Source organism: Thermotoga sp. KOL6 (assembly GCF_002866025.1).
Classification (GTDB): domain Bacteria; phylum Thermotogota; class Thermotogae; order Thermotogales; family Thermotogaceae; genus Thermotoga.
This window is the reverse complement of the sequence record NZ_LNDE01000002.1, coordinates 243,424-269,346: the sequence shown is the minus strand read 5'-3', so window position 1 is coordinate 269,346 and position 25,923 is coordinate 243,424. Positions and strand designations below refer to the sequence as shown.

The window sequence follows — 25,923 nt, the reverse complement described above, 5'->3', positions numbered from 1 at the left end:
TGAGAAAAATGGAAGTGAAAAAAGGTACTTGGATAATAAAAAAGGGTTTTGCAGAAATGTTCAAGGGTGGAGTCATCATGGATGTTACAACTGCAGAACAAGCTAAAATAGCAGAAGAAGCTGGTGCCGTTGCTGTCATGGCACTTGAAAGGGTCCCGGCGGACATAAGAAAAGAAGGTGGAGTAGCAAGAATGGCGAGCATTGCCAAAATAAGAGAGATCATGGAAGCCGTCTCCATACCTGTAATGGCAAAAGTACGAATAGGACATATCGCGGAGGCGAAAATCTTGGAAGAACTGGGAGTGGATTTCATAGATGAATCCGAAGTTCTCACACCCGCAGATGACAGATTTCACATAAACAAACATGAATTCAAAGTTCCATTCGTTTGTGGTGCAAGAGATTTGGGTGAAGCACTGAGAAGAATTGCAGAAGGGGCTGCCATGATAAGAACCAAGGGTGAAGCGGGTACGGGGAACGTTGTAGAAGCGGTGAAACATATGAGAAAAGTGATGGAACAAATAAAACAGGTAACGAAAATGGAAGATGAAGAACTGGTCGCTTATGGGAAAGAAATAGGTGCACCTGTGGAACTCCTGAGAGAAGTGAAGAAACTCGGGAGACTTCCTGTTGTGAATTTCGCAGCTGGAGGAGTGGCAACTCCTGCTGATGCGGCTCTCATGATGATGCTTGGAGCGGATGGAGTATTCGTTGGCTCAGGTATTTTCAAATCCAAAGATCCTAGAAAGATGGCAAAAGCGATGGTACTTGCGGTAACTTACTGGGACAATCCCAAAATTTTACTCAAAATCTCTGAAGATATAGGTGAACCCATGAGGGGTCTTGATGTTGAAGAGCTCGAAGTAAGAATGCAAGAGAGAGGGTGGTAAAGGATGAAAATAGGTGTCCTGGGTATCCAAGGAGATGTTAGAGAACACGTAGAAGCGCTTCATAAACTCGGCGTTGAAACGCTGATCATAAAACTTTCGGAACAGCTGGAAATAGTAGACGGAATCATCCTTCCTGGTGGGGAATCCACTACCATGATTCGCATTTTAAAAGAAATGGGTATGGACGGGAAATTGAGAGAAAAAATAAAAGATGGAATGCCTGTTTTTGCAACGTGTGCGGGTGTCATCCTGCTTGCAAAGCACATAAACAACTATCAACAAGAAAAGTTAGACGTCATGAATATAACTGTTGAAAGAAACGCCTACGGGAGACAAGTAGAAAGTTTCGAAACTTTCCTTGAAATACCAGCCATAGGGAAAGATCCATTCAGAGCTATCTTCATAAGGGCTCCGAAGATAGTCGAAGTAGGAGAAGACGTGGAGATTCTCGCGCGACACGAAGAGGATCCTGTCCTTGTAAGAGAAGGTAAAATGCTCGCAAGTACGTTCCATCCTGAACTCACAGATGATCTTAGGCTTCACAGATACTTTCTTGAGATGGTGAAATGAGATGAAAGTGAGGATCGAGGTGGAGGACAGCAAACTCAAGAGAAGGCTAGAAAAACTTCTCAGAGAGGAGGGGTTCCTGATAAAGGAACCCGCTGATTTGGTTGTCAGTGATAACATAAAAGACTACGTGGAACCGCTCATTATGATCGCGGAGATCGTTCCTGAAAATGTACCGGAAGTCGTCCTGGATGTTGTTGATCCGCGTCTTCCAGATTCTCTGCTCAAAAAGAGATTTAAAATGATAAGAACATATTTAAAGTTCCCAAATGGAATACTTAGCTATCTCGAGGAAGAATTTGAAAAATCCAAAAGATATAATTTTCCTCTCTCCGTTGTCTATCTTTCTTTTGAAGACGAAGCCACGGCAAAAAGAGTTTATGAAATATTGGAAGAATCCCTGAGAGCCTCTGACAGATTCGATTTCGTGAGGAAAAACGAATTGATTCTTATTCTTCCAGGAACACCAAAAGAAGGAGCAGAGAGGGTTTTGAAGAGACTGAAAAGAAGGCTTCTCAGAATCAACTGGACAAAGCAAGTTTCCTTGGAACATAGTTGGGCTCAAGTCGAAGACTGGATGGACTCTATAGAGGATCTACTCATGGCCCTTGAAACTTCCACGAGGAGGTTGGGGATAACCTGAGCAGGAAAGAATGGGTGAACGTTGTTCTTGCGTTGATTTTTGGATTCATAGCCGTTTTTTTCATCTTCAGAGGGATCGATCCAAGAGAATTTTTTGAATACTTCCGCTTGAAATCTTTATTCCACGTTGCTTTGTTGTGTGGAATATTTCTTTTTTCTATTTTGATAGATTCTGTAAGAATGAAGTGGCTGTATTTCTTCGTTTGGAGGAGAAAGCTTTCTCTCTACCATTCTTTTTTCAACAACTACATGAGTTTCGTTTTCAGCATGCTCACCCCTTTCTATTTCGGTGGCCAAGTGTTCCAAACATACCATCTTTCGAGAATCGGTTTTGAATCCGAAAACAGCGTTAACGTGATCTTATCAAGGTTTGTAGAATACCTGATATCTGTTGCGATTCTTTCCATTCTCGGACTTTGGAAATACAAGAACATGCTTCTCACCGGTGGCTTGATTGCTCCTAAGTTGATCCTTTTAGCATATCTTGTGAGTGTATCCTTCATAGGAATTGTGATAACAGCACTAGTTCATCCGCCGATCATTGCCCATCTGTTCAACAACTTTAAAAAGGTGAGATGGGTAGATAAAGTCGTAAAGAAAATCACCAAAAAGGAAGATTGGGATACTCGGTTTTTGAACTGGACACACGATTTGAAGGAGAGTGTTCATGTTCTTTGGAAAAGTGGTTTCATGCTCTTAGATTTCCCCCTTACAATATTGTCCCTTCTCGTCCAAAGTTTCGCATTTTACATGGCCGTTCGCTTGAATTCTGGAAACTTGAGTTTCTTTGACACAACAGGTCTTCTCTACTTTTTAAGTTTGGTTGTTTTCTACATTCCAACACCTGGTGCCAGTGGAGGAGTGGAAGCCGTCTATCAGATTGTGTTCAGCAAAATCCTTCACTCATCTGAGAAAACCCTCGCATCTGTCATCACCTGGAGATTGGCCACGTATTATTTACCTATTCTACTAGGCTTGATTTTCCTGGCCGCCTACAGATATCCGAAGGAAGTGGGGAAATGAAAATAGTTCTCAGATTCAAAAAAAGAGGGATGAAAAGATTTTTGTCCACACTGGAAAGTATAAAATTTGTGGAACGGGCTCTCAGACGTGCTGAATTCCCATTGATTTTCACGGAAGGTTTCCACCCAAAGCCCAAAATGAGCTTTCTTGATGCCATGCCGGTTGGAGTGGTAAACTTGGCATTTTATGTGGAAGTACATGTGAAAAGCATCTCAATTGATTATGTTGAAAATCTCAAGAAAAACTTACCGAACGACTTTTTTCTAGAAAACGTTTGGATTTTTGATGAAAGTATAAACAAAATCGTCACTTCCTACCGTTTCAAGATAATAACACCTCACTATATAGACCTTTTGAGCAAGGAAGTCGAGAAAAAAGGAAAGAAACTACTTTTCAAAGAAAACGTGGAGGATTTTGAAGTTTCAAGGTTGAGAAAGTATTATATTTTTAGGTACACTCAAAGAAGAGAAAGGTTGATAAACCCTTTTCTTTTGATCGAAAAGGCAGATTTTTTCTTACCAATATGTGAAGAGGCACTCGTTGAAGGTGGAGAAACTCTCTCCAATCTCCTCGAAAGGAGGGGCATTCGTGTCAAAAAAAATTCTTCTTGTCGATGATTCAGCGGTTTTACGAAAAATAGTTTCCTTCAACCTGAAAAAAGCGGGATGTGAAGTTGTTGAAGCTGAGAATGGGCAAGTTGCTCTTGAAAAACTTTCTGAGTTCACACCGGATTTGATTGTATTAGATGTGATGATGCCCGTGATGGATGGTTTCACTGTTTTGAAAAAACTTCAAGAAAAAGAGGAATGGAAAAAAATTCCCGTGATCGTTCTTACAGCAAAAGGTGGGGAGGAAGATGAAGCCATCGCTCTTTCTCTTGGAGCAAAAAAGGTAATGAGAAAGCCTTTCAGCCCTTCCCAATTCATCGAGGAGGTGAAGCGCCTCTTAAATGAATGAAAGAAAAATATGCGAAAGGATTGCAAAGATACTGAATACAAATTACGATTGCTCGAAAGGAATAGAGGAGCTTTTAAACATTTTGGAATATGAGTTGAATGAATACAAGAAAAATCTTGAAGAACAAGCTATTTTCATGGAAGCTCAGCTTGAGGAACTTTCGCGCTCCTACGAAGAAATAACGACCCTACTGGAAATATCCGAGATACTCGGAGTTTTCGAATTCCCTATGAATCTCCAAGAAAAACTGGAGAAAGTTCTACCTCTCCTTAAGAACGTGATTAAATTCAAAACTTTCCTCGTTCGAATAGAGGAAGAAGGTCTTACAATGGGAAACCTGAGACAGGAAGACATAGAATCAGAGCTCAAAGAAAGAGAAAGAACAATTTTAATAGAACCCGGTAAGTCCGAGAAATTCTCTAACCTGTTGTTCGTACCCATAGCTGGTAGTAGGTACTATGGATACATGTGTTTCTCGGAAAAAGAAGAGGGAATCTTTACAGCGGGTGACAGAAAAATAGCAGAGGTAACAGCAAGATATATAGCAAACGCATTGGACAGAGTGGAATTCCTCAAAAAGGAAATCGAGCGTCAAAGATTGGAAGAGCAAATGGAGATAGCAAGGAATATACAATCCGTTCTCCTTCCTCAAAAGATCCCCACCACAGATTTTCTTGAAATAGCCTCATGTTCTCACCCTGCGGTTCAGGTGGGAGGGGACTACTACGATATCTTTCTTACAAAAGGCAAGCTACTCGCCATAATAGGAGATGTAGCAGGTAAAAGTGTACCTGCCGCTCTTCTCATGAGTGTGTTGAGAAGCTACTTAAAAGTACTCACCCCGTCGTACTCAAACCTAGAAGAACTGGTGAATCGTCTGAATAATTTACTCTGTGAAGATATGATGAATGATCGATTTGTGACAATGGCCTTCTTGGAAATTTTTCGAGATGGAAGGGTGAGCATTATCAACGCCGGTCACAATCCTATTTACTTTCTTCGCAATGGCGAAATAATAGGAAAAATAGAGGCGTCTGGAATCCCAATGGGTATATCGGAATGGAACTACAAAAAACGTATCGTGCATCTGAGACCAAACACCTTCATTATAACCTACACCGATGGAGTAACAGAAGCAAGAAACGAGATGAGTGAAGAATTCGGATACGAGAGACTAGAAAAAGTACTCAGAGGATATCAAGGAGAGTCATCACAAGAACTTCTCAACACTCTTTCGAGGGAAGTCAGAAAGTTTATGGGTAGCGCATCTCAGCACGATGACATGACGATCATGGTGTTAAAATATAAAGGACAACAGGAGGTGGAATGATGTCAGGTCATAACAAGTGGGCCAATATCAAGCATAGAAAAATGGCCCAAGATGCGAAAAGGTCTAAGATTTTCACAAAACTCATCAGAGAAATCATTGTTGCAGCGAGGGAAGGAGGAGGAAACATAGAAACCAACCCTAGATTGAGAGCAGCTGTCGAAAGGGCAAAGGCGGAAAACATGCCGAAGGAGAATATCGAAAGAGCCATAAAACGTGGAACAGGAGAACTCGAAGGCGTGGAATACCAAGAAGTAATCTACGAGGGGTATGCTCCCGGCGGTGTTGCAGTCTACATTAGAGCACTCACCGATAACAAGAACAGAACTGCTCAAGAGCTGAGACACTTGTTCAGTAAGCATGGAGGAAGCCTTGCTGAGAGCGGCTCGGTGAGTTGGATTTTCGAGAGAAAGGGTGTTGTCGAGATACCCAAAGATAAAGTGAAAGATCTGGAGGAACTCGTGATGGTCGCCATAGATGCAGGTGCAGAGGATATAAAAGACACAGAGGATCCAATTCAAATAATCACAGCACCTGAAAATCTTTCAGAATTGAAAAAGCAACTAGAAGAAGCAGGATACGAAGTAGAAGCCAAAGTAACATTCATACCCAAGAACACGGTGAGAGTAACTGGAAAAGATGCTGAAAAAGTTCTCGAACTTCTAAACGCCTTGGAAGACATGGATGATGTCCAAGAAGTCTACTCCAACTTTGAAATGGACGACAAGGAAATGGAGGAGATACTGTCCAGACTCGAAGGTTGAGTATATTCATACTCTTGATTTCTCTACATTTGAGCGCTTTTTCTGGTTTTTTTGAACTGGGAACCGGTTTCCAAAATGGAAAACCTATTTTTGGTTTCGTTCTATCACCGGAGCTGAAAACCGAGTTCATCGACGGAAGATTTCGCTTCGACTTTTTCGCGGATTTCAGGGAAGGAGAATTGTCGCTCCTTCCTTTTACCTTTGACAACCCTGTATACTTCAAGTTCGATGTGGACGAATTCACATTGGAATACTATTCGCCAAGGATTTTGAACGCGAGCTTCATCGAGTTTAAAAAATCTTGGAATGTACATTTTAATTCAGTGGGTGCTATTTGGAACGGAGAAAAGTTTTTCCTTTACACAGAAGTCCCCGTGATCGCTGTGGTTTCAAATGAAGGTGATTATCACATCGGAACGAAGATAGAAGTTGCGAATTTCAGTGTTGAACCCTTTTTCGAAAACGGCCAGTTCGGCGCTTGGATAGGATCTGAAAGTTTCAAAATTGGGATATCGAACTGGATCGGTTTTATTCTCAAATTCGAAGAAGCATCTTTTCGTTTTCTTTACGAAAGAAGGATGAAATTAGGATTTTCCTTTATGAACAACAGCGGCTGGATTTTCGTAGAAGAAGGTATCATAGAAGGTTGCTGGAAGGTAGGGAGGATACATGTGGGAGGAAAAATCGGAAAGGAAAATTGGACCATTCAAGCTTCCGTCGAGTTCTGAGTGGAAGGAGTTCCCACAAGAAGAATTCGAATGGTTTGTGAAAGAAGTGGAAAAGAGATTCGGTATCAATCTTTCATCTTACAAACCTCAAAGGGTGAAGCGCAGAACTGAACTTCTTCTGAGAAAGTACAACGTGGATTATAGAAAATATTTAGATATGATCACCAAAGACAAGAGGTATCTAAACGAATTCTTGGATAAGATGACAATAAATGTGACAGAGTTTTTCAGAAATCCCGAAAAATGGTGGGAGTTGAGGGATGATGTTATACCTTCAATTGCCAGAAATGCTTTGAGAATGAGATTCTGGAGTGCAGGATGTTCCTCAGGAGAGGAACCTTATTCCCTCTCCATCCTTGTTCACGAGCTAAAGCTTACTTATAAGACGAACATTTTAGCAACGGACATAGACGCTGGAGTCCTGAAGAAAGCCCAAGAAGGAGTTTATGAGGAAAGATCTCTGGTGAACACACCGAAAGAGTACATTGACAAATACTTCGAAAAACTACCCGATGGAAAATACAGAGTAAAAGACACTGTGAAGAAGATAGTTACATTCAAAAGACACGATCTTTTGAAAGATCCTTTCGAGAAGAACTTTGATCTTATATTGTGCCGGAATGTGGTCATATACTTCGAACCAGAAGCGAAACAGGAACTTTACAAGAAATTCGTAGAATCTTTGAAAACTGGTGGGTTTCTCTTCGTAGGAAGCACCGAAAGGATATTCAACTACAAAGAACTGGGACTCGAAATCTACAAGCCTTTCATTTATAGAAAGGTGAAATGAATGGCTTTTATCATGGTATTAACGATAGTGCTAGACCAGCTTACTAAAAAAATAGCAAGTAACATCCATGGGACATTTTACCTTATCCCAGGATTTTTGAAGTTCATCAAAGCCACCAACAGAGGGATAGCTTTGGGGCTTTTTGAAAATCTTTCTGAACAAATGCTATGGGCAGTGTTATTCGTTGTGGTTGGTCTTTCTCTTTTACCGTACGTTTTGAAATTCACTAAGTTCGAAAAGATAGCCATAGGATTCATTCTGGGAGGTGCTTTAGGAAATCTCTTGGATAGAATAAGATTTGGGTACGTCTTGGATTTTTTGAATCTGACATTTCTACCAACGATATTCAATCTCGCCGATGTATTCATAATAGTGGGTGGCGGATTAATGATTCTAAGTGTGTTTAGAGGTGAAGATGGTGAAAAGTTGGAAAGTCGAAAGAAGAGAAGAGGGATGGAGACTCGATCAGTTTTTGAAGGAGAAAACACCGGCATGGATTTCCCGTTCGATGATACAAAAGGCAATAAAGGAAGGAAAAGTGAAAGTCAACGGTCAGATCAGGAAACCGAGTTACAAATTGAAAGAAGGAGACTTAGTGGAGGTGGATCTACCTGAAAGACCAAAAGAACCAACGGTCCAACCCGAAGAAATAGATTTGAAGATCCTTTACGAGGACAGAGACATCATTGTTATCGATAAACCTGGTGACATGATAGTCCACCCTGTCCCTTCCAAACTGAGTGGAACCCTTGTCAACGCCCTTCTTCATCACTGCAATGACCTTCAAGGCATAGGCGGAAAATTGAGACCTGGCATAGTCCATAGACTAGATAAAGAAACCTCCGGTGTTATTGTTGTCGCAAAAAACGATTTTTCCCACCAGGCTCTTTCGAAACAGTTCAAAGATCGAAGAGTGAAGAAAACATATATCTTACTAGCAAGGGGATGTATAAAGAATGACGAAGGGATAATCGAACTTCCTCTTGCGAGACATCCCATATTGAGGATAAAGATGACTGTTAGTGAAAACGGGAAGGAGGCAATCACAATATACAGAGTACTCAAAAGATTCGACGACATAGCCACACTCGTCCTGGCTTTTCCAAAAACGGGAAGGACACATCAAATAAGGGTCCATATGAAAAGCCTTGGTCATCCCATCATGGGTGATAAGATTTACGGAAAGTACAAAGAAGACGAGATTTTCGGAATAAAAAGACAAATGCTTCACGCGTTGAAGTTAGGTTTCTTTCACCCTCGGACGGAAGAGTGGATGGAGTTCGTTTCTCCGCTACCGGAGGATTTTAAAGAAGCTATTAGGAGTATATCGAAATATGTGGAGGAAAGACGGAAATGATTCCTTGGGTGATATCCCCGTATTCTTTCGATGGATCCGTAGTCAGAATCGAAAAATTGATCACTTTGCTGAAGGAAATGAGATTAAAATCAGTTCTCCTCGCCGATAGAAATTTCCATATTGCCGTGAAATTCAACACTTTAATGAGAAAACACGATTTAATACCGGTTCATGGTTTATGGAAAGAAGAGAGGGTTTTCGTTGCAAGAAACAGAGAAGAATACGATCTTTTGGTGAAATTCTACAACGGCGAGGAAAAAGCAGACAATCTTTTGAGTTTTCAAATAACCGATCTTGTACCCGTCAGGTATCTGGACCCTACGGAAAGAGAAGCTAGCATTTTCATGAGAAAAGTGTTTGGTCTGGACGAGAATGTGAGGGGGTTTCCAAAAAGATGCGAAGATATCGCCAAGATTGTAAAGGCTGAAGCTTATGATCTCAAAGTCGATCAAAAATTACCCATTCCGCCGGAAGACTGGTACATCTCTCTCGAAAGAAAAGCGAAGGAATTAGGAACAAAATACGTTGAACGTTTGAAAAGAGAATACGATCTCATGGAGAAGAAAGGATTTGTCCCCTATGTATACACCGTAGAAAGGCTAGTGGAAATTGCAAAAAGAATGGGAATAAAGGTAGGGCCAGGAAGAGGTAGTGCTGTCGGTTCCTTGATGGTGTATCTCTGTGGTATCACGGAGGTCGATCCTCTGAAACACAATCTTTTATTTGAAAGATTCATGAACGAGGAAAGGGATGAACCACCAGATATAGACATTGATGTAGAAGATAGAAAGAGAAAAGAGTTGATATCGGAATTGGCGAGAGAATTTCACGTTTATCAAATTTCCACTTTTGGAAACTTAACGGAAAGATCCCTGAGAAATCTTATCAACTCTTTTCCCCTGGATTCTGAGCAGAAAACTCTGATCTACAAAACTGTCTACGGTTTGCCACATCATAGAAGTATCCATGCTGCAGGAATCGTGATATCAGAAACTCCTCTCACATTACCAATGAGGTTGGAAGAGGGAACTCCAGTGACAGATTACGATATGCACTCACTTGAGAACGTTGGTGTCGTGAAAATGGATATTCTAGGGCTGAAAACTCTCTCTTTCATAAAAGATCTTGAGAAAGGAAAGATAGATTACTCTGATGAGAAGACTTATCGTACTATCTCCAGAGGAAAGACACTGGGAATCTTCCAGTTAGAGGGGTTTCAAGCAAGAAAATTGTGCAGGAAAATAAGTCCAAAAAAATTGGAAGATCTCTCCATCCTTCTCGCCCTCAACAGACCAGGTCCCCTGAAATCCGGTATAGACAGTGCATACACCTCTCCTAAAAACGTTCCTCAACTTTTCAAAGAAATATTTCCAGAAACGAAGGGAGTCGTGATATTCCAAGAACAGATAATGAGTTTGGCAATGTTTGCGGGGCTTTCCGGTTCCGAGTCCGATACGTTGAGAAAAGCAATTGCAAAAAAAGAAAGAGAAATAATGATACCACTCCTTGAAAAAATGAGAGAAGGTCTTATCAAAAAAGGTGTTCAAGATGTGGATTTCATACTCAATATTCTCTTGAATTTCTCATCGTACGCATTCAACAAATCTCATAGTGTCGCCTACGCACACATCACGTTTCAAACAGCTTACTTGAAAACACACTTTTTTGAAGAATTTTTTAAAAAATACTTCGAATACAACATAGGAGACTCCGAAAAGATTTTCCTTGCCGTCCAAGAATTGAGAAGTGAGGATTACAAGGTTCATCCACCGGATGTGAACATCTCTGGAGAAAGTCTCATCATCGAGAACAAAGAAGTTTATCTTCCCTTAACAGCTGTAAAAGGTGTTGGAATCAGTTTGATAAAGGAAATAGAAAAGGTGCGTCCGATTAAGAGTGTGAGAGATCTTCAAGAAAGAGTTCCGAGGAATATTCTGGAGAACATGATCGCTGCTGGTGCTTTCGATAATTTGTATGAAAACAGGGCGGAAGCTTTCGACGATCTGAACAAAAGAGTGGACAGGGACATTTTGGAAATACGTGAACTGTTCGGTGAAAAGATAGACAGATCTGCCCCGAAGATGAAGGTGAGTGATGTAAACGAGCTGGAGAGAAAAAGTTTGGGATTTCCCCTTACACTGAATTACGAGGTACCCGTGGGACTCTTTGGAAACATACCCGATGTTTTCACCTACGGTAAGGTTCTTCCTGTAGTTGTCAGGAGAGTAACAAGAGGAATTGTAACAGACGGTGTTTCAATTTGTCAATTGTTAAACGATATACCAGATGGGTTGTTTCTGATTCTTCTCTCTCCTTTCCGAAAATCCTTGAGAATATGGCCTTTCAATGAAAACATGCGTTTCCTTTACAAGGTGAATTCACCTGTGAAACTCGAAAGAGCTGGTAAAAATGAAATAACACAGGTTGGAACGAAGATATACGAAGGTTACCGCCCAGTAAGTGATGAATACGAGTACAAAATCATTCAATAAATCTTCTTTCACATTATGCTATAATTCTGATATAGTAAGGTTCACTACATTTTTGGAAAGGGGGTACAAGTATGAGGAAATTTCTCGTGGTAATTTTGGCTGTGTTTTCTGTTCTGATTTTAGCCGAGGTGAAAAATCCAGACACTATCATCGATGCAACCATCGGGGAACCGGATACCCTCGATCCACATTACGCATACGATACAGCCAGTGGTGAAGTGATCTACAACGTGTACGAAAACTTAATCGCTTACAAAGGAGAAAGCCTCACGGAATTCGAACCTCGCCTTGCAGAAAAATGGGAGATCTTGGACGATGGAAAAACTTACAAGTTCTATATTAGAAAAGGTGTGAAGTTCCATGAAGGTGGGGATCTGACTCCAGAAGACGTGGAATACAGTTTCGAAAGAGGTTTGATTTTCGATCCTGTAGCAGGTCCAATGTGGATGCTTTGGGAAGCACTGTTCGGTGTGGATTCACTCGAAACCTTTGTCGAAGAGAAGATAGGGAAACCCTATAACGAACTGTTCGATGAAAACGGCGAACCACTTCCCGAGTACAGGGATGCTTTAATCAAAATTTACACAGATTACATTGATCCCGCCATTGAAGTTGAAGGTGATGCTGTTGTGTTCCATCTTGTAAGACCTTTCGCTCCGTTCATGTACATTCTCGCTCAGAGCGCCAGCTGGAGTGCCATTCTAGACAAGGAATGGTGTATCGAAATTGGTTGTTGGGATGGAAAGGCAGATACGTGGTGGAAGTACCACAACATCAGAAAAGAAGATTCTCCACTCTATGCCAGAATGAATGGAACGGGACCGTTCAAGTTCGTAGAATGGGATAGAACGCAGCAGAAAGTTATTCTTGAGAGAAACGACAACTACTGGAGAGAACCGGCAAAAATCAAGAGAGTTATCATCTGGGGTATCGACGAATGGAGTACCAGAAAAGCCATGCTCCTTCAAGGAGACGCAGACATCTGTGTGGTTCCGACACAGTATCTCGAACAAGTAGAGGGTAAACCCGGTATTACTGTGATAAAAGGACTTCCTGAACTCGCCGTTACTTCTCTCCATTTTGCCTGGAACGTTCCCGAAGACAGTAAATACATAGGTTCAGGGAAACTCGATGGAAACGGAATACCACCTGATTTCTTCACCGATGAAAACGTAAGAAAAGCTTTCATTTACGCCTTCGATTACGAAACCTTCATCAACGAAGTCCTAAAAGGTCTTGGTAGAAGAATCCCCACAGACCTCCCAGAAGGATTACTTGGATTCAACGAAGAATTGCTAAACGATCCGGATGCTCCTCACTTTGATCTTGTAAAAGCAACGGAATACTTCCAGAAAGCTTGGAATGGAGAAGTGTGGAAAAAAGGATTCAAACTTACGATTCTCTACAATACAGGTAACGATGTGAGAAGGACCGCTGCGGAAATGTTGAAGTCCTTCATAGAAATGATCAATCCGAAGTTCAAGATCGAAGTAAGAGGTGTACAGTGGCCAACGTACCTGGATGCTACAAAGAGAGGGGAAGTCCCCGTATTCATCATAGGTTGGCTAGCTGACTATCCAGATCCTCACAACTTCATATTCACCTATTACCACAGTGCAGGTGTTTATTCAGGAAGACAAGGTGAGAACTTCAGAAAATTCGTTTCCTCACCCCATCCAGAACTTGGTGGAAAAAGCCTTGACGAACTCATTGAAGAAGCTATCGCAAAGACCGATCCAGCTGAAAGGCAGGCTCTCTACGAGCAAATCCAGAGATTCGCAATGAAGCACGCACTCGGTATGCCGCTTTACCAACCATTGGGCGTAAGGGTTCAAAGAAGTTGGGTCAAAGGTTGGTATCACAATCCAATGAGACCAGGAGACGATTACTACGCACTTTGGAAGGCTGAAGAATAACATAAAAAGGGCCCCGCAGGGCCCTTTTCTTTTTGTCCTCTCTCACGCAAGTTTTTCTTCTGCCGCTGCTCTTGGGGTTTCTTCCACTTGCACTCCAGCAAAGACGTCCAATCCTGTACCAGCCGGTATGAGCTGTCCCACTATTACGTTCTCTTTCAAACCAATGAGAGGATCCACTTTGCCTTCAATCGCTGCAGCTGTTAGAACCCATGCTGTCTCCTCGAATGCTGCTGCACTGAGCCATCCTGGGTAGTTCAAAGCGGCCTTTTTGAGGGAGAGCAATCTCCTCTTGTACTTGATTGGTTCTTTTGGAAGGATCTGATATGTTACAACTCTATTTTTCTCCAGAACGTCTATTTCTTTTATTCCTGCTTTTATGAACTCATCGAGAAGCTCTTCTGTGACTTCTTCACCTTTTTGTGCAAGCTCGACCAATTGACCATCCTCTGATTCCGTGATCACCCTTCTCGCCAATGTTTTCCCTACAACCCATTTTCTGTTTTCTTCAACCTTTGCGTTTCCTTCGAATATTTCTCTGTTCACTCTTCTTATGTCCACAAGAGGTACTAGCTGATCCGGCAGGTAATCACTGTCTCCAGGGTCGACAACCAGCGCCATACTGAGCATTTGCCTGAAAATAATTTCGAAGTGTTTATCGTGAATGCTAACACCCTGTTGGACGTAAGCATTCTTGATGATCTTCAGAAGGTTCATAGCGGTGAGAACACCTTTCTCCGATTCTAGTTCGAGGAGTTTCCACCATACGATAGCACCCGTGGTTAGAGTTTCTCCTCTCAACACCTTCTGTCCCTTCTGTACCTTTACTTTCGCTCTCTTTGGTACTTTGTACGCATGTATACCACCCAAGTAATCTTCCACGTATATAACTGTTCGTCCTGTTTCATCGGTTGTTATGTCTTTTACAAATCCGTCTACTTCACACAAAACAGCTTCAGAACCATAATATTTCCTTATCTCTTTCTTCCCACCGCTCTTTTCTTCCCTCAGGAACGCATAAGGTTCGAACGTCTTTTCAACCGTTGTGAGACCGCTAACAATATCACTGGCACCCATGACACCTCCAACGTGGAAAGTTCTCATGGTGAGCTGGGTACCAGGTTCCCCTATGGACTGAGCAGCAACTATTCCAACGGACTCTCCCACGTTCACTATTTTGTGATTGGAAAGATCCATGCCATAACATGCGGCACAGACCCCGTACTCGGACTCACAGGTGAGAGGAGATCTCACGATGATATCGGGCCTTACAAGTACCTTTTCAACACCGTTTTCTTCAAGAAGCTTCGCTACGATCTCGTTTATCACTTCCTGATAAACCACCAATTGCTTTTCACCTTTTTTGTCGTATATAGGATTCTCATCTGCGTAGACCGTACCAACAACAGGATACATCTTCACTTTTATCTTGTACTTTCCTTCGTTCTTGGCGACTTTTATAACATCCCATGTGAGCTCCGTTCCCTCTTCAAAGTCTCCAACAGGTTCTGCGATCTCTGTGTACGTTTTGGGAAGCGTAAGTTCAGATATGTCTATTTCACCAAACTTTACAACATCAACCATCTTCTTGTAAGAAGCGAGGAAATTCGCGTCGTCGTCCGTGAGCATCGTGTTCCGTGTGTATTCCTTACCCGTCTCTGGATTTTTCAAAACTTCTTTCGTTTCTGGCTCAACGACGTCACTTGCCAATACTCTTCCAAAGAGGAAATCGTTGAGTTTCTCCACAACGGTACCATCTTTTATCAAGTCCATAGCTCTGACACCCTCATGCGTACCACAGTCGGGTTCTGTCACAGTAACACTCTGTGCCACATCAACCAAGCGCCTCGTTAGATATCCAGCGAACGACGTGTTCATTGCAGTATCGACTTGACCCTTTCTTGCTCCGTATGTGGATATGAAGAATTGAAGTATGTCAACACCCTCTCTAAGGTTCCTGTCAACTGGATAGTCGAATGTCAAAGCTTCGTGTATGGCTTGACCCTTGAAAATCTTTGATTTAATCTCTCTGGATCTTGGGTCGTAGGCTTTGATCATCAATCCTCTTATACCGGCTAACTGCTTCACCTGATCTATGTTCCCTCTTGCCCCAGAATTCACCATCATGTAGATAGGGTTGAATGGGTCCTCGGCAAGTGTTTTGGATGTAAGTTGTGTGATCTCCTCCGTTACGTTCATCCAAAGTCTTATGATTTCACTCTTTCGTTGCTCTTCTGTAAGGAAACCTTTTTCATAGTTTTCTTCTATGATTCTTACCTTCTCCCATGTTCTCCTAAGCATTTCATCCCTCGTTGGAGGAATCCTAAGATCTTTCAGGGACAAAGTAAGGCCAGATACCGTCGCATAGTGGAATCCAAGATCTTTCACATCATCAAGAAGATCCGCTGCTCTGTCTATTCCATATCTCTTGAAAGTTTCATAAACCAGGGTGTTTATCTGTTTCTTGTCGAAAATTTTGTTGTAGTCTCTCAAATCTTCTGGAAGAATGTTGTTGAATATAACCCTTCCAAGAGTTGTTTTGATTCTCTTTTCTTCTCCCCTTATGTTTACCTTTATGAGAATTGGTGTGTGGAGTTTTATGTATCCGAAATGGTATGCGAGCATCGCTTCTTCCGGCGATGAGAATTTCCATTTAACATCTTCCTCTTTCAAAGAATCGAAATCCTTTCCAACGGTTGTCAGATAGTAAGATCCTATGATTATGTCCTGTGTTGGTAGGGATATTGGTTTTCCATGAGCGGGCGATATTATGTTGTACCTTGAAAGCATAAGAAACCTTGCTTCGGCCTGTGCTGCAGCTGAGAGAGGCACATGAACCGCCATTTGGTCACCGTCGAAATCTGCGTTGAATGGAGGACACACAACGGGATGCAATTGAATGGCGTTACCTTCAACAAGCTTTGGTTCGAACGCTTGGATCGACATTCTATGAAGTGTAGGAGCTCTGTTCAGAAGCACAACGCTGCCTTTTATGACCTCCTCGAGGACTTCCCAAGCTTCTGGCATCTCTTTCTCTATTATGGCTTTTTTCACCTTTCTCATTGTTTTGCTCGCCGTTCCTTCGCCCAAGAGTTTCGCTAAAACAAAAGGTTTGAATAGTTCCATCGCCATTTTTTTCGGTATACCACATTGATGTATCTTCAAATGTGGTCCCACAACGATAACAGCTCTCCCAGAATAATCCACTCTCTTCCCAAGCAGATTTCTCCTGAATCTTCCTTTCTTACCTTTCAAGAGATCTGTGAGAGATTTCAAAGGCCTCCCGTTTCTATCTTTCAAAACCGCCCTTCTGTTTCTCTTTCCTTCGGAGTCTGAACCGTTGTGAATGAGAGCGTCCACAGCTTCTTGAAGCATCCTTTTTTCATTTCTCAGGATAATCTCGGGCGCTCCAAGTTCCAAAAGTTTCTTGAGTCTGTTGTTTCTGTTAATGAGCCTTCTGTAAAGTTCGTTCAAATCCGTTGTGGCAAACCTACCACCCTCTATTTGGATCATTGGTCTGAGATCTGGTGGAATGACGGGCACAACCTCCAGTACCATCCATTCTGGTTTGTTACCCGATTTGAGGAAATCCTTTACCATCTTCAATCTTCTTCTCAGTTTTATCGCTTTTGAACTAGAGGCGGGCAATTTCTTGAGTTCTGCTTCGATCTCCGCTCTCAATGCTTCCAGATCCAGATTTTGCAGAAGCTTCTTTATAGCTTGAGCTCCACTGTCTGCAACGATCTTTTCGGGGTAGATTTGAAGATAAGCTTCGTACTCGTTTTCCGTGATAATGTCACCTATTTTTAAACCTGTTTCTTCAGAAACCTCGGGATCTATGTCTGTTATAACAACTATTGGCCTATCGTTTTCCGTTCGTTCTTCAACATCGAACATGGCCGGGTAGTGAGATTCAAAAATCTTATATTCTGTGGAAGAAAGATATTCCTCTTCGAAAAGGAACCTATCTGCTAGATGATCTCCTTTTTTCACCACATCTCCGTTGTTGACATAAACGAGAGCTCCCTCGAAAACGGGATATTTTCTCTCTTCTATAACCTGCTCAACGTAGATATTACCCGTGGATAATACCTCGAAGTTTCCATCCTCAAGGGCTTTTATATTAAGATTCGAACCGAATCTCACAACACCCGATGTACTCGCTTTGACCGCTGGGAGAGTGGTGGATGTTGTAAGTTGATCCCCCTTCTTCACTTTCTGACCGTTGGAAACGAGAACTCTGGCACCATAAGGTATAGTGAAAACAACCGGTTGATCTTTGCTTGTTGTGAGAGGCTTTACCATTATTGTGTTCGAAACATCATCTATTTCCACATGTCCATCAAACGGAGCGTACATGGGTTCAACTGTCATCTCTTTTGTAAGCTCCTGCCCTTTTTCAACCTCTTGACCATCCTTCACAACGATCACCATGCCGGGAAGAACTGTATGTTCCGCTCTGTTCACGTTCCTGACAATGATCCAGGTGATCTCTTTTCCTGTAACTGTTTTTTCTGTTTTCAGGCTAATTTCGCCATCTATATCAGAAAGCACAGGAGATTTGGGATTCTTAACAATGAACGCCTGCTCAACATCGAAGTCCCATTTCTTTCTGTAAATTCTGTACTCCGTTTCGTAAAGAGTATCTCCACGCATGAAAGGAGTATCCTTTGGATCTGTCACAATAAAGGCTCTTTCTATAACTCTACGACTCCCATAGTAGATAATATTCTCGAGATCAGAAACACTCATGTTGAGTAGAGTCCCAAGGACACTTGGAATACTTTCCAGATACCAAATATGAACAGCGGGAGCTGCTAACTCTATATGCCCCATCCTTTTTCTTCTCGCTTCTCTGGATTCAACCCTGACACCACATCTTTCACAAACCGTTCCTTCGTATTTCTTCCCCTTGTATTTACCACAAGCACATTCATAGTCCTTCACAGGACCAAAGATTCTTTCACAGAACAATCCATCTCGTTCGGGCTTGAAGGTTCTGTAGTTTATAGTTTCTGGTTTCTTAACCTCCCCTCCAGACCAGCTTCTTATCACGTCTGGCGAGGCTATCTTTATTTGGATCGCCTTTATTTTTCTCTTGAAAGAAGACATGGGCATTCTATCACCCTCCCAATATCAGTACTTATCAATATCTATCTCATTTCCGTTTTCATCATAAAGCCGGACGTCGAGTGCCAATCCTCTCAGCTCTTTTATGAGAACTCTGAAGCTCTCAGGAACACCGGGTTCCGGTATGTTCATATTCTTCAAAATAGCTTTGTATGCTTCGTTCCTACCCTTGATGTCGTCGGATTTTATAGTTAACATCTCCGCGAGTGTATGGGCTGCACCGTACGCTTCAAGCGCCCAAACTTCCATCTCACCCAACCTTTGTCCTCCAAAGTGAGACTTCCCACCCAGAGGCTGTTGATGGATCAAGGAATAAGGACCCGTAGATCTCGCGTGTATTTTCTCTTTGGCTATGTGGATCAACTTGAGCATGTACATGTAACCCACTACAACAGGATTATCGAAAGGTTCACCCGTTCTTCCATCTCTCAACAAAACCTTTCCGTTAGGATTATTTTCATCGTCGCCTAGGTGAAGTCCTCTTTTCTTTCTCTCCTCGTAGAGTGGTTTCAAAATGTCATCTTCATTGGCTCCTTCAAAGACAGGTGTTGCGAACCATTTTCCTGTGAGTTTGGCAAGCCAACCAAGATGTGTTTCTAAAATCTGTCCCACGTTCATTCGGGAGGGAATTCCAAGAGGATTCAAAACCATCTGAACAGGTGTCCCATCGGGTAGAAACGGCATATCCTCCTTTGGGAGAATGTTGGAGACTACACCTTTGTTTCCATGACGCCCCGCCAATTTATCCCCTATGTCAAGGGTTTTCCTCGCTGCCACATACACTCTAACGAGCTTCAGAACACCCGAACCTAACTCAGCTATGTCATTCTGATCGTAGACATCTACTCTTATAACTCTTCCTTCGACACCATGAGGAAGCCTGAGTGAGGTATCTTTAACATCTCTACCCCTCTCCCCAAACACAGATCTGATGATCTTCTCTTCAGGTGTAGTGTCTCCTTCTCCCTTGGGGGTTACCTTTCCAACAAGTATAGCCTGAGAACCCACACCGTAATCACTGACAACGTATGCCCCTACTCTGATAATTCCATTCTCATCGAGATTTTTGAGAAGTTCTTTACTCACATTCGGTATATCGGCAGTGATTTCTTCGGGTCCAAGTCGTGTTTCCCTCGCCTGTGTTTCATAAACTTCGATATGAACGGATGTGAAAACGTCTTCTTCTAAAAGCTCTTGGCTAACCAAAATTGCGTCTTCGTAGTTGTAACCTTCCCATGGCATAAACGCAACCAAAATGTTTCTTCCAAGTGCAAGTTCACCCATATCAGTGGCCGGTCCGTCCGCTATTGGATCTCCTTCTCTGACTAAATCTCCTTCATTCACAATCGGCTTTTGATTTATCGTAGTATCCTGGTTGGATCTCACAAATTTCAGTAGTTTGTACTCATCCACAACTGGATTCCCGGCTTCGTCATACATTAAATTACCATTTTCATCGATTCGATGAACAACGATTTTGGAGGCATCCACCTCTTTGACAATACCATCATGTTTTGCCAGAACAACATAACCAGAATTCTTCGCCGCTTCCCATTCCATTCCTGTCCCGACGAGCGGTGCTTCTGTTTTCAAAAGAGGTACAGCCTGTCTTTGCATGTTGGATCCCATGAGAGCTCTACTTGCATCGTCGTGCTCGAGGAAGGGAATCAAAGAAGCAGAGACACTGAACGGCTGCTTTGTTGAAACATCCATCAGGTCTACTTCTTCCCTGGGGACAAGTCTTATATCTTCCCCTATACGAGCGACTACACGTTCTGGAATGATATTTCCGTCTTCATCCACTGGGGTTGTAGCGGGAACGATCTTGTATTCCTCTTCTTCGTTGGCTCTCAAATAGACAATCTCGTTTGTTACTTTGCCATTTTTCACTTTTCTGTAGGGCGTCATTAAGAATCCGTACTCATCCACCTTGGCGTATATAGCAAGTGACGTGATGAAACCTATGTTTGCACCTTCTGGTGTCTCAATGGGACAGAGCCTCCCATACTGCGAATAGTGCACGTTTCTTGCTTCAAAAACTTTGGATTCCCTACGCAAGCCGCCTGGTCCTACAGCGGAGACTCTCCTCTTGTGTGTTAGTTCTGACAAAGGATTGACCTGATCCATAAACTGGGAAAGTTGATTCATAGCAAAGAACTGGTTCACCGTTGAAATGATGGATTTTATGTTTATCAGACTCTGTATTGAGGCTTTGCTCAAAGAGTTTATGAGAGTCAATCTTTCTTGTATCGCCTTCTGTGCTCGAGCAAATAGCCTTTCGAATTCTCTTTGAACAAGCTCTCCCACTGATCTGACTCGTTTGTTTCCAAGATGATCCTTTGTGTCGAAGGGTATCGTTGGAAGTTCCTTATTTATGTTGGAAATATACCTGATAGCAGCAAAGACACTTATATCGGAACCAACATCATAGTTTTTTCTGAAAGTAGAGATGAGCTTTCTAAGATCATAGGATGCTGTCTTTCTTTTTTCAAGGTATTCTTCCTTGAATATTCTTACCAGATTTTTCATTTCGTAAGAATCTATTTCGAAATCGTTGATATATCGTCTTTCAAAGTAATCGAAAAGAATTCTAGAAGCTAAAACAATATCTAGAGGTTTTAAAATAGGAGAGGTCTCATTGTAAACTTTTTCACGCGCTTTTTCTGGATCTTCACCTTCCACTTCTATGAGGTACTTAACATACGCATTTTTGAGTCTTTCGTTGACTTTGTATCTTCCCACTTCAGAAAGATCGTATCTTTCTGAATTGAAGAAAAGGTCATGGAGATATCTTTTAGCGGCGTTAATTCTAGGAAGTTCCTCTGGTCTCAACTTCCTGAATATCTCCAGATATGCGTCGACAACAGTGACTTCGTTCAAACCGTAAACTCTCGTTTTTTCTTCTTCCTCTCCTTCGTTCGATGATGACAAGATCTCCAACATTTTTTCAAAAGTATTCTGCGCAATTGGATGAACAATCTTCACTTGTTCTATGTTATCTGACATCAAGATCCTCTCGGCCAAATCTTTGGTGAGAATTTCCCACTTTTCCGCGATCTTCCTATCGCCATCGTAAACATCTTCTAAAATGATGGACCCAACGTGAAGGAGCAGACTGTCCTCGTCGTCAGCATCGAGAAAGGTTGGATACAACGACAGGATATCTTCGTCCTTTTCATAACCGATCGTTTTTAAAAACAGGAAAAGATTGACTTTCTTTCCATCCAAACCTGCGTAGAGAACACCATCATAGGGATCCAGGATGACTTCAAGCCATGCACCTCGAGACGGAAGAAAATAACCACCGTATTCTTCTCTATCTATATACTCCGAAGAAAAATACAATCCAGGGGAGACCACTATCTGATTTACCACAACTCTCTCTGCACCGTTTATAATGAAGGTTCCCCTTTCTGTCATATAAGGAATGTATCCTAAAAAGACTTCTTCTTCCTTCATCTCGCCGCTTTTCAAATCTGTAAGACGGGCAGTCGCATAAACGGGAACACTGTAAGTTAATCCTTTCGCTTTACATTCTAGGGGTTCAACGGTTGGTTCTCCCACTCTTGTGGAAACGAACTCCAGTGCAAAACCCTTATCTGATTTTCTCAAATCTGAGCGGGTTGTCTGTGAGTAAATCGGAGAGAATTTTCTGAGAACTTCGAGAAGGCCTTCTTCAAGAAATTTTCGGTAGGAATTCTTCTGGATTTCCACTAGATCTGGTACGGATATGGGCTCTTGGATTTTGCCGAAAGAAAGCCTTTTTCTCCTACCGCAAGAAATCTCTTTCATTTTCTCACCTCTCGTTGTGGAGTAAGAAACCCCCAGGATTTTTTTCTCCTGGGCTTGATCTTTCGAGAGAAAGAAGAGGGAAATCGGGTGAGAAGGAACACTCGTATCGCACTTTACTTATTAAAACACAAAAACCCTGTACCGGCAAGAGGCGGTACAGGGTTGCAACATACTTTTTTCACAAATGAAAATTTATTTCAATTCCACTTCTGCGCCGACTTCTTCGAGTTTCTTCTTGATTTCCTCGGCTTCCGCTTTAGCTACTCCACTCTTAATAACAGCATCCGGTGTTCCGGCTTTCTCAACAAGATCCTTCGCTTCTTTCAGACCAAGTCCTGTGATCTCTCTTACAACCTTGATCACTTGAACTTTGTTCTGGCCAAAGCTCTTCAAAACGACATCAAATTCCGTTTTTTCTTCTTGAGCGGCTCCAGCAGCACCTCCAGCAACTGGAGCAGCAGCAACTGCTACAGGTGCCGCAGCTGTAACACCAAACTTGTCCTCCAACTTTTTAACGAGTTCAGCAAGTTCAGAAACGGTGAGTTTCTCAATCGCTTCAATGATTTCATCAATCGTCATTCTCAAACACCTCCAATCATTCAGATTTTTTCTCTTTAACGGCATTGAGCACAAGTACCAAATTCCTCAAAAGACCACTTAACACGAACACAAGGCCTGAAATGGGAGCTTGTACGCGACCAACGAGCATAGCATAGAGTTCTTCTTTGGTCGGAAGCTTGGCTATGTTTTCTACTTCTTCCGAAGTGAATTTCTTAGCTTCAAGGAATCCGCCCTTTAGCTTTGAAAAATCAACTTTTTTGTCTTTGTAAAAATTATAAATGATTTTCACAGCTTCCACAGGATCCCCATCTGTAACATAAAGCACGGCGGTGGGCCCTTTCAAAAATTCTTCATAACCTTCGTATCCTGCGTTCTTGAGCGAGAAGTTCAAAAGAGTATTTTTTACAACCTTGAATCGTGCACCATCACCGTACTTTTCTCTCAATTTAGAACGAAGCTCGGTGAGCTCCGCTACGGTAAACCCGAGAAAATCTGCAAAAAGAATCAACGAAGCTTGCTTGAACACCTCGCTCATCTCTTTTACAATAGCCTCTTTTTGTTGTCTAGTCAGCAATCGATTCACCTCCCAAAAATTTTTGTGGACCCCGGAGGGGTCCACAAAAAGGTTTCAAGACCTTTTTGGGACGCCTCCGGCAGGATTATTAACCCGTCGGCCCTGCCATCTACGGCGTCTTCGTATATCATTTAAGAATTTCTTACTCTTTCAGGATGCTTTGAAGGTTCAATTTTATACCAGGCCCCATTGTAGAAGAAAGAACAGTCTTTCTTATAAATTGTCCTTTGACGCCAGCCGGTTTCATTTGCAAAATCTGCTTTATAGCGGAAATTACGTTTTCCCTGAGTTTCTCATTGTCGAAACTCCTCTTTCCCACTGGTATATGAATGTTTCCTGTTTTATCAGTTCTGACTTCTATTCTTCCTTTCTTGAATTCTTTAACAGCCTCTGCCACTTCTTGGGTAACCGTTCCTGATTTTGGGGACGGCATCAAACCTCTTGGCCCGAGTATCTTTCCAAGTCGCCCTATAACTCTCATCATATCCGGTGTTGCTATTGCAACATCGAAGTCGAGAAATCCTTCCTTTTCTATCTTCTCCACCAAATCTTCGGCACCAACATAATCTGCACCGGCTTCTTGAGCTTCTTTTGCTTTTTCACCCTTGGCAAATACCAAAACTTTCACTTCTTTTCCTGTACCATGAGGAAGAGTGATGGTTCCCCTTACGTGTTGATCCGGTCTCCTGTAATCTATCCCTGTCTGTATATGGAGTTCTATCGTCTCATCAAACTTCGCGGTGGCCGTCTTTTTAACGAGTTCTATCGCTTCATCCAGATCGTAATATTTAGTTCTATCTACCATTTTTTTTGCTTCCAAATATCTCTTGGAGTGCTTCGGCATTGCGCCTCCTCCTTTCCTTTTACATCAATCCACCACTTCAATTCCCATACTTTTAGCTGTTCCTTCTATTATCCTCACAGCAGCTTCGAGATCGTTAGCGTTCAAATCTGGCATCTTAATTCTAGCTATTTCTTCGATTTGTTTTCTTGTAACCTTTCCCACTATCTTTCTTTTTGCTTCAGAAGATCCTTTCTCTATGCCGGCAGCCTTTTTTAAAAGGAAAGAAGCGGGTGGTGTCTTGATAATAAAGGTGAACGATTTATCCTCGTACACAGTGATGACAACAGGAAGTATCATACCAACCTTATCTGCCGTTTCTGCGTTGAACCTCTTACAAAACTCCATGATGTTAACACCATGCTGCCCCAATGCGGGACCAACAGGAGGTGCCGGCGTAGCTTTCCCTGCAGGCAGTTGCAATTTGATCTGGGCTGCTACCTTCTTAGCCATACTAACAAACCTCCTTTGTGTGGTACGGAAAACTCCTCCCACAACTTATCACTCGATTTTCTCAACTTCTGAAACGTGAAGCACAACAGGTGTTTCCCTTCCGAAAATGGTCACATTGACTTTCAATTCTTGCCTTTCTGGATCTATTTCCTTTATAACACCAGCAAAATCCTCGAAGGGTCCACTTATTATTTTCACGGTATCTCCCACTTTGAACCCCATTTCCACTTTCACAGGTTTCTTCTTTTCTTCGTACTCTTCAAGTCCCGCCAATCTGAGAATAGGTCTTATCTCTCTGTCTTTGACAGGAATTGGTTGTCCTCCCGAGCTCACGAATCCCATCACGTAAGGCACCGAGCGGACAAAATTGTAAGCTTCGTCGTTCATGATCATCTCTATGAAAACGTATCCAGGAAACAACTTTCGTCTCTTCGTTTTGTAGATTCTGATCTCTTTCCTAGTGGGAAAATCAACCACTTCTACCCTACCTGAAACTTTCGCAAAGAACTTCCGAGCTTCTGCCAACATTTCACCTTGCTTCACTTCTTTTCCCTTCTTCACCTTGTTTTTGTCAAAGACATCTTTGGGTATGTAGTAGACATCCTGCTCTCCGTCAGCTGTTTGAACAACCACTTTTTTCATTCGTTCAATTTCAACAATTCTTCCATCGAGTTCGCAGATATATTCCTCATCTTTGGAAAGGGGTAAGCCTTGCTTCACTTTGGTTCCCACTTTTAATCCCGATTCAATGCCAGAAGATTCTGGTATATAGTAAGTCTTTGTATATTTTCTATCCATCGTTTCTATCACGATTTTCCGCACGTTTTTTACTTCGATAATCACACCGGCTCTCCTGACATAGATAGGCGGTTCTTCAGCTATAAGATCACCCTTGTTTACATCTTTACCGTTGTTAACATGCAATTTGGCTTTGGGGGAGAGAATGACTCTCTCAGAAGGACTTGTGGCATCTAAAACTATCTCTTCAGGAATCACAATCCTACCGACAAAATTCCTGATCCCTGTAGCCTCTATTTTTCTCTCGATGTTTTCCTTAACTTTTTCTTCATATCCCGACATGGTGATTATTATGTACCATCTTTTCCTCATACCTCAACCACC

General features: G+C 42.1%; 20 protein-coding genes and 1 pseudogene. 14 read left to right on the top strand and 7 right to left on the bottom strand.

Translation table 11 applies throughout. From position 1 onward, the window contains the following. Window positions 1-8 precede the first annotated feature (8 nt). The 14 genes and pseudogenes from pdxS (at window position 9) to AS005_RS05460 (ending at window position 13,453) form a co-directional block, all read left to right on the top strand. A complete protein-coding gene (pdxS, locus tag AS005_RS05525; protein ID WP_101510701.1) occupies window positions 9-890 on the top strand; it encodes a pyridoxal 5'-phosphate synthase lyase subunit PdxS in 882 nt (293 codons plus the stop codon). Window positions 891-893: 3 nt separating this feature from the next. Beyond that, entirely contained in the window at window positions 894-1,460 is a 567-nt protein-coding gene (gene pdxT / locus AS005_RS05520) for a pyridoxal 5'-phosphate synthase glutaminase subunit PdxT (RefSeq protein WP_101510700.1), read from the top strand. 1 nt (window position 1,461) lies between these two features. Further along, window positions 1,462-2,100, top strand: a complete 639-nt coding sequence (locus AS005_RS05515) for a diguanylate cyclase (protein WP_101510699.1) — start codon at window positions 1,462-1,464, stop codon at window positions 2,098-2,100. Window positions 2,101-2,114: 14 nt separating this feature from the next. Continuing rightward, window positions 2,115-3,122: a lysylphosphatidylglycerol synthase transmembrane domain-containing protein gene (locus tag AS005_RS05510; RefSeq protein ID WP_233186258.1), complete on the top strand. Its 1,008-nt coding sequence runs from the start codon at window positions 2,115-2,117 to the stop codon at window positions 3,120-3,122. Further along, window positions 3,119-3,739 carry a TIGR03936 family radical SAM-associated protein gene (locus AS005_RS05505; protein WP_101510698.1) on the top strand — a complete coding sequence of 207 codons (621 nt, stop codon included), beginning with the start codon at window positions 3,119-3,121 and terminating at the stop codon, window positions 3,737-3,739. The genes AS005_RS05510 and AS005_RS05505 overlap by 4 nt, the downstream gene beginning before the upstream one ends. Beyond that, entirely contained in the window at window positions 3,711-4,079 is a 369-nt protein-coding gene (locus tag AS005_RS05500) for a response regulator (RefSeq protein ID WP_101510697.1), read from the top strand. Before AS005_RS05505 ends, AS005_RS05500 begins: the two co-directional genes overlap by 29 nt. After that, window positions 4,072-5,409, top strand: coding sequence for a PP2C family protein-serine/threonine phosphatase (locus AS005_RS05495; RefSeq protein WP_101510696.1), 1,338 nt, complete (start codon window positions 4,072-4,074; stop codon window positions 5,407-5,409). Before AS005_RS05500 ends, AS005_RS05495 begins: the two co-directional genes overlap by 8 nt. Beyond that, entirely contained in the window at window positions 5,409-6,170 is a 762-nt protein-coding gene (locus AS005_RS05490) for a YebC/PmpR family DNA-binding transcriptional regulator (protein WP_199203856.1), read from the top strand. Before AS005_RS05495 ends, AS005_RS05490 begins: the two co-directional genes overlap by 1 nt. Beyond that, complete coding sequence (locus tag AS005_RS05485; RefSeq protein ID WP_233186257.1) at window positions 6,167-6,898, top strand: hypothetical protein; 732 nt, start codon at window positions 6,167-6,169, stop codon at window positions 6,896-6,898. Before AS005_RS05490 ends, AS005_RS05485 begins: the two co-directional genes overlap by 4 nt. After that, window positions 6,840-7,688, top strand: a complete 849-nt coding sequence (locus AS005_RS05480; RefSeq protein ID WP_101510694.1) for a protein-glutamate O-methyltransferase CheR — start codon at window positions 6,840-6,842, stop codon at window positions 7,686-7,688. Before AS005_RS05485 ends, AS005_RS05480 begins: the two co-directional genes overlap by 59 nt. Further along, window positions 7,689-8,084, top strand: a pseudogene (locus tag AS005_RS08860) (signal peptidase II); the annotation flags it as partial. It lies immediately after the preceding gene. Window positions 8,085-8,106: 22 nt separating this feature from the next. Next, window positions 8,107-9,045, top strand: a complete 939-nt coding sequence (locus tag AS005_RS05470; RefSeq protein ID WP_101510692.1) for an RluA family pseudouridine synthase — start codon at window positions 8,107-8,109, stop codon at window positions 9,043-9,045. Further along, on the top strand, window positions 9,042-11,537 hold the full coding sequence (locus tag AS005_RS05465; protein ID WP_101510691.1) for a DNA polymerase III subunit alpha: 2,496 nt from the start codon (window positions 9,042-9,044) through the stop codon (window positions 11,535-11,537). Before AS005_RS05470 ends, AS005_RS05465 begins: the two co-directional genes overlap by 4 nt. A gap of 71 nt (window positions 11,538-11,608) precedes the next feature. Then, on the top strand, window positions 11,609-13,453 hold the full coding sequence (locus AS005_RS05460) for an ABC transporter substrate-binding protein (protein WP_101510690.1): 1,845 nt from the start codon (window positions 11,609-11,611) through the stop codon (window positions 13,451-13,453). Between the two features lie 42 nt (window positions 13,454-13,495). Here the strand turns inward: AS005_RS05460 and rpoC are convergent, their stop codons facing one another. The 7 genes from rpoC to AS005_RS05425 all read right to left on the bottom strand — a co-directional run bounded on the left by rpoC (window position 13,496) and on the right by AS005_RS05425 (window position 25,911). Then, window positions 13,496-18,568 carry a DNA-directed RNA polymerase subunit beta' gene (rpoC, locus tag AS005_RS05455; RefSeq protein WP_101510689.1) on the bottom strand — a complete coding sequence of 1,691 codons (5,073 nt, stop codon included), beginning with the start codon at window positions 18,566-18,568 and terminating at the stop codon, window positions 13,496-13,498. Between the two features lie 18 nt (window positions 18,569-18,586). Then, window positions 18,587-22,372 (bottom strand): DNA-directed RNA polymerase subunit beta, encoded by a 3,786-nt coding sequence (locus tag AS005_RS05450; protein WP_101510688.1) that lies wholly within the window; start codon window positions 22,370-22,372, stop codon window positions 18,587-18,589. Between the two features lie 192 nt (window positions 22,373-22,564). Continuing rightward, a complete protein-coding gene (gene rplL, locus AS005_RS05445; protein WP_199203855.1) occupies window positions 22,565-22,951 on the bottom strand; it encodes a 50S ribosomal protein L7/L12 in 387 nt (128 codons plus the stop codon). A 16-nt stretch (window positions 22,952-22,967) separates the two neighbouring features. After that, window positions 22,968-23,507, bottom strand: a complete 540-nt coding sequence (gene rplJ / locus AS005_RS05440) for a 50S ribosomal protein L10 (protein WP_101510686.1) — start codon at window positions 23,505-23,507, stop codon at window positions 22,968-22,970. A gap of 142 nt (window positions 23,508-23,649) precedes the next feature. Then, window positions 23,650-24,351 (bottom strand): 50S ribosomal protein L1, encoded by a 702-nt coding sequence (rplA, locus tag AS005_RS05435; protein ID WP_101510685.1) that lies wholly within the window; start codon window positions 24,349-24,351, stop codon window positions 23,650-23,652. 24 nt (window positions 24,352-24,375) lie between these two features. After that, window positions 24,376-24,801 carry a 50S ribosomal protein L11 gene (gene rplK, locus AS005_RS05430; RefSeq protein ID WP_101510684.1) on the bottom strand — a complete coding sequence of 142 codons (426 nt, stop codon included), beginning with the start codon at window positions 24,799-24,801 and terminating at the stop codon, window positions 24,376-24,378. 48 nt (window positions 24,802-24,849) lie between these two features. Next, window positions 24,850-25,911 carry a transcription termination/antitermination NusG family protein gene (locus AS005_RS05425; protein WP_101510683.1) on the bottom strand — a complete coding sequence of 354 codons (1,062 nt, stop codon included), beginning with the start codon at window positions 25,909-25,911 and terminating at the stop codon, window positions 24,850-24,852. Between the last annotated feature and the right edge of the window lie 12 nt (window positions 25,912-25,923).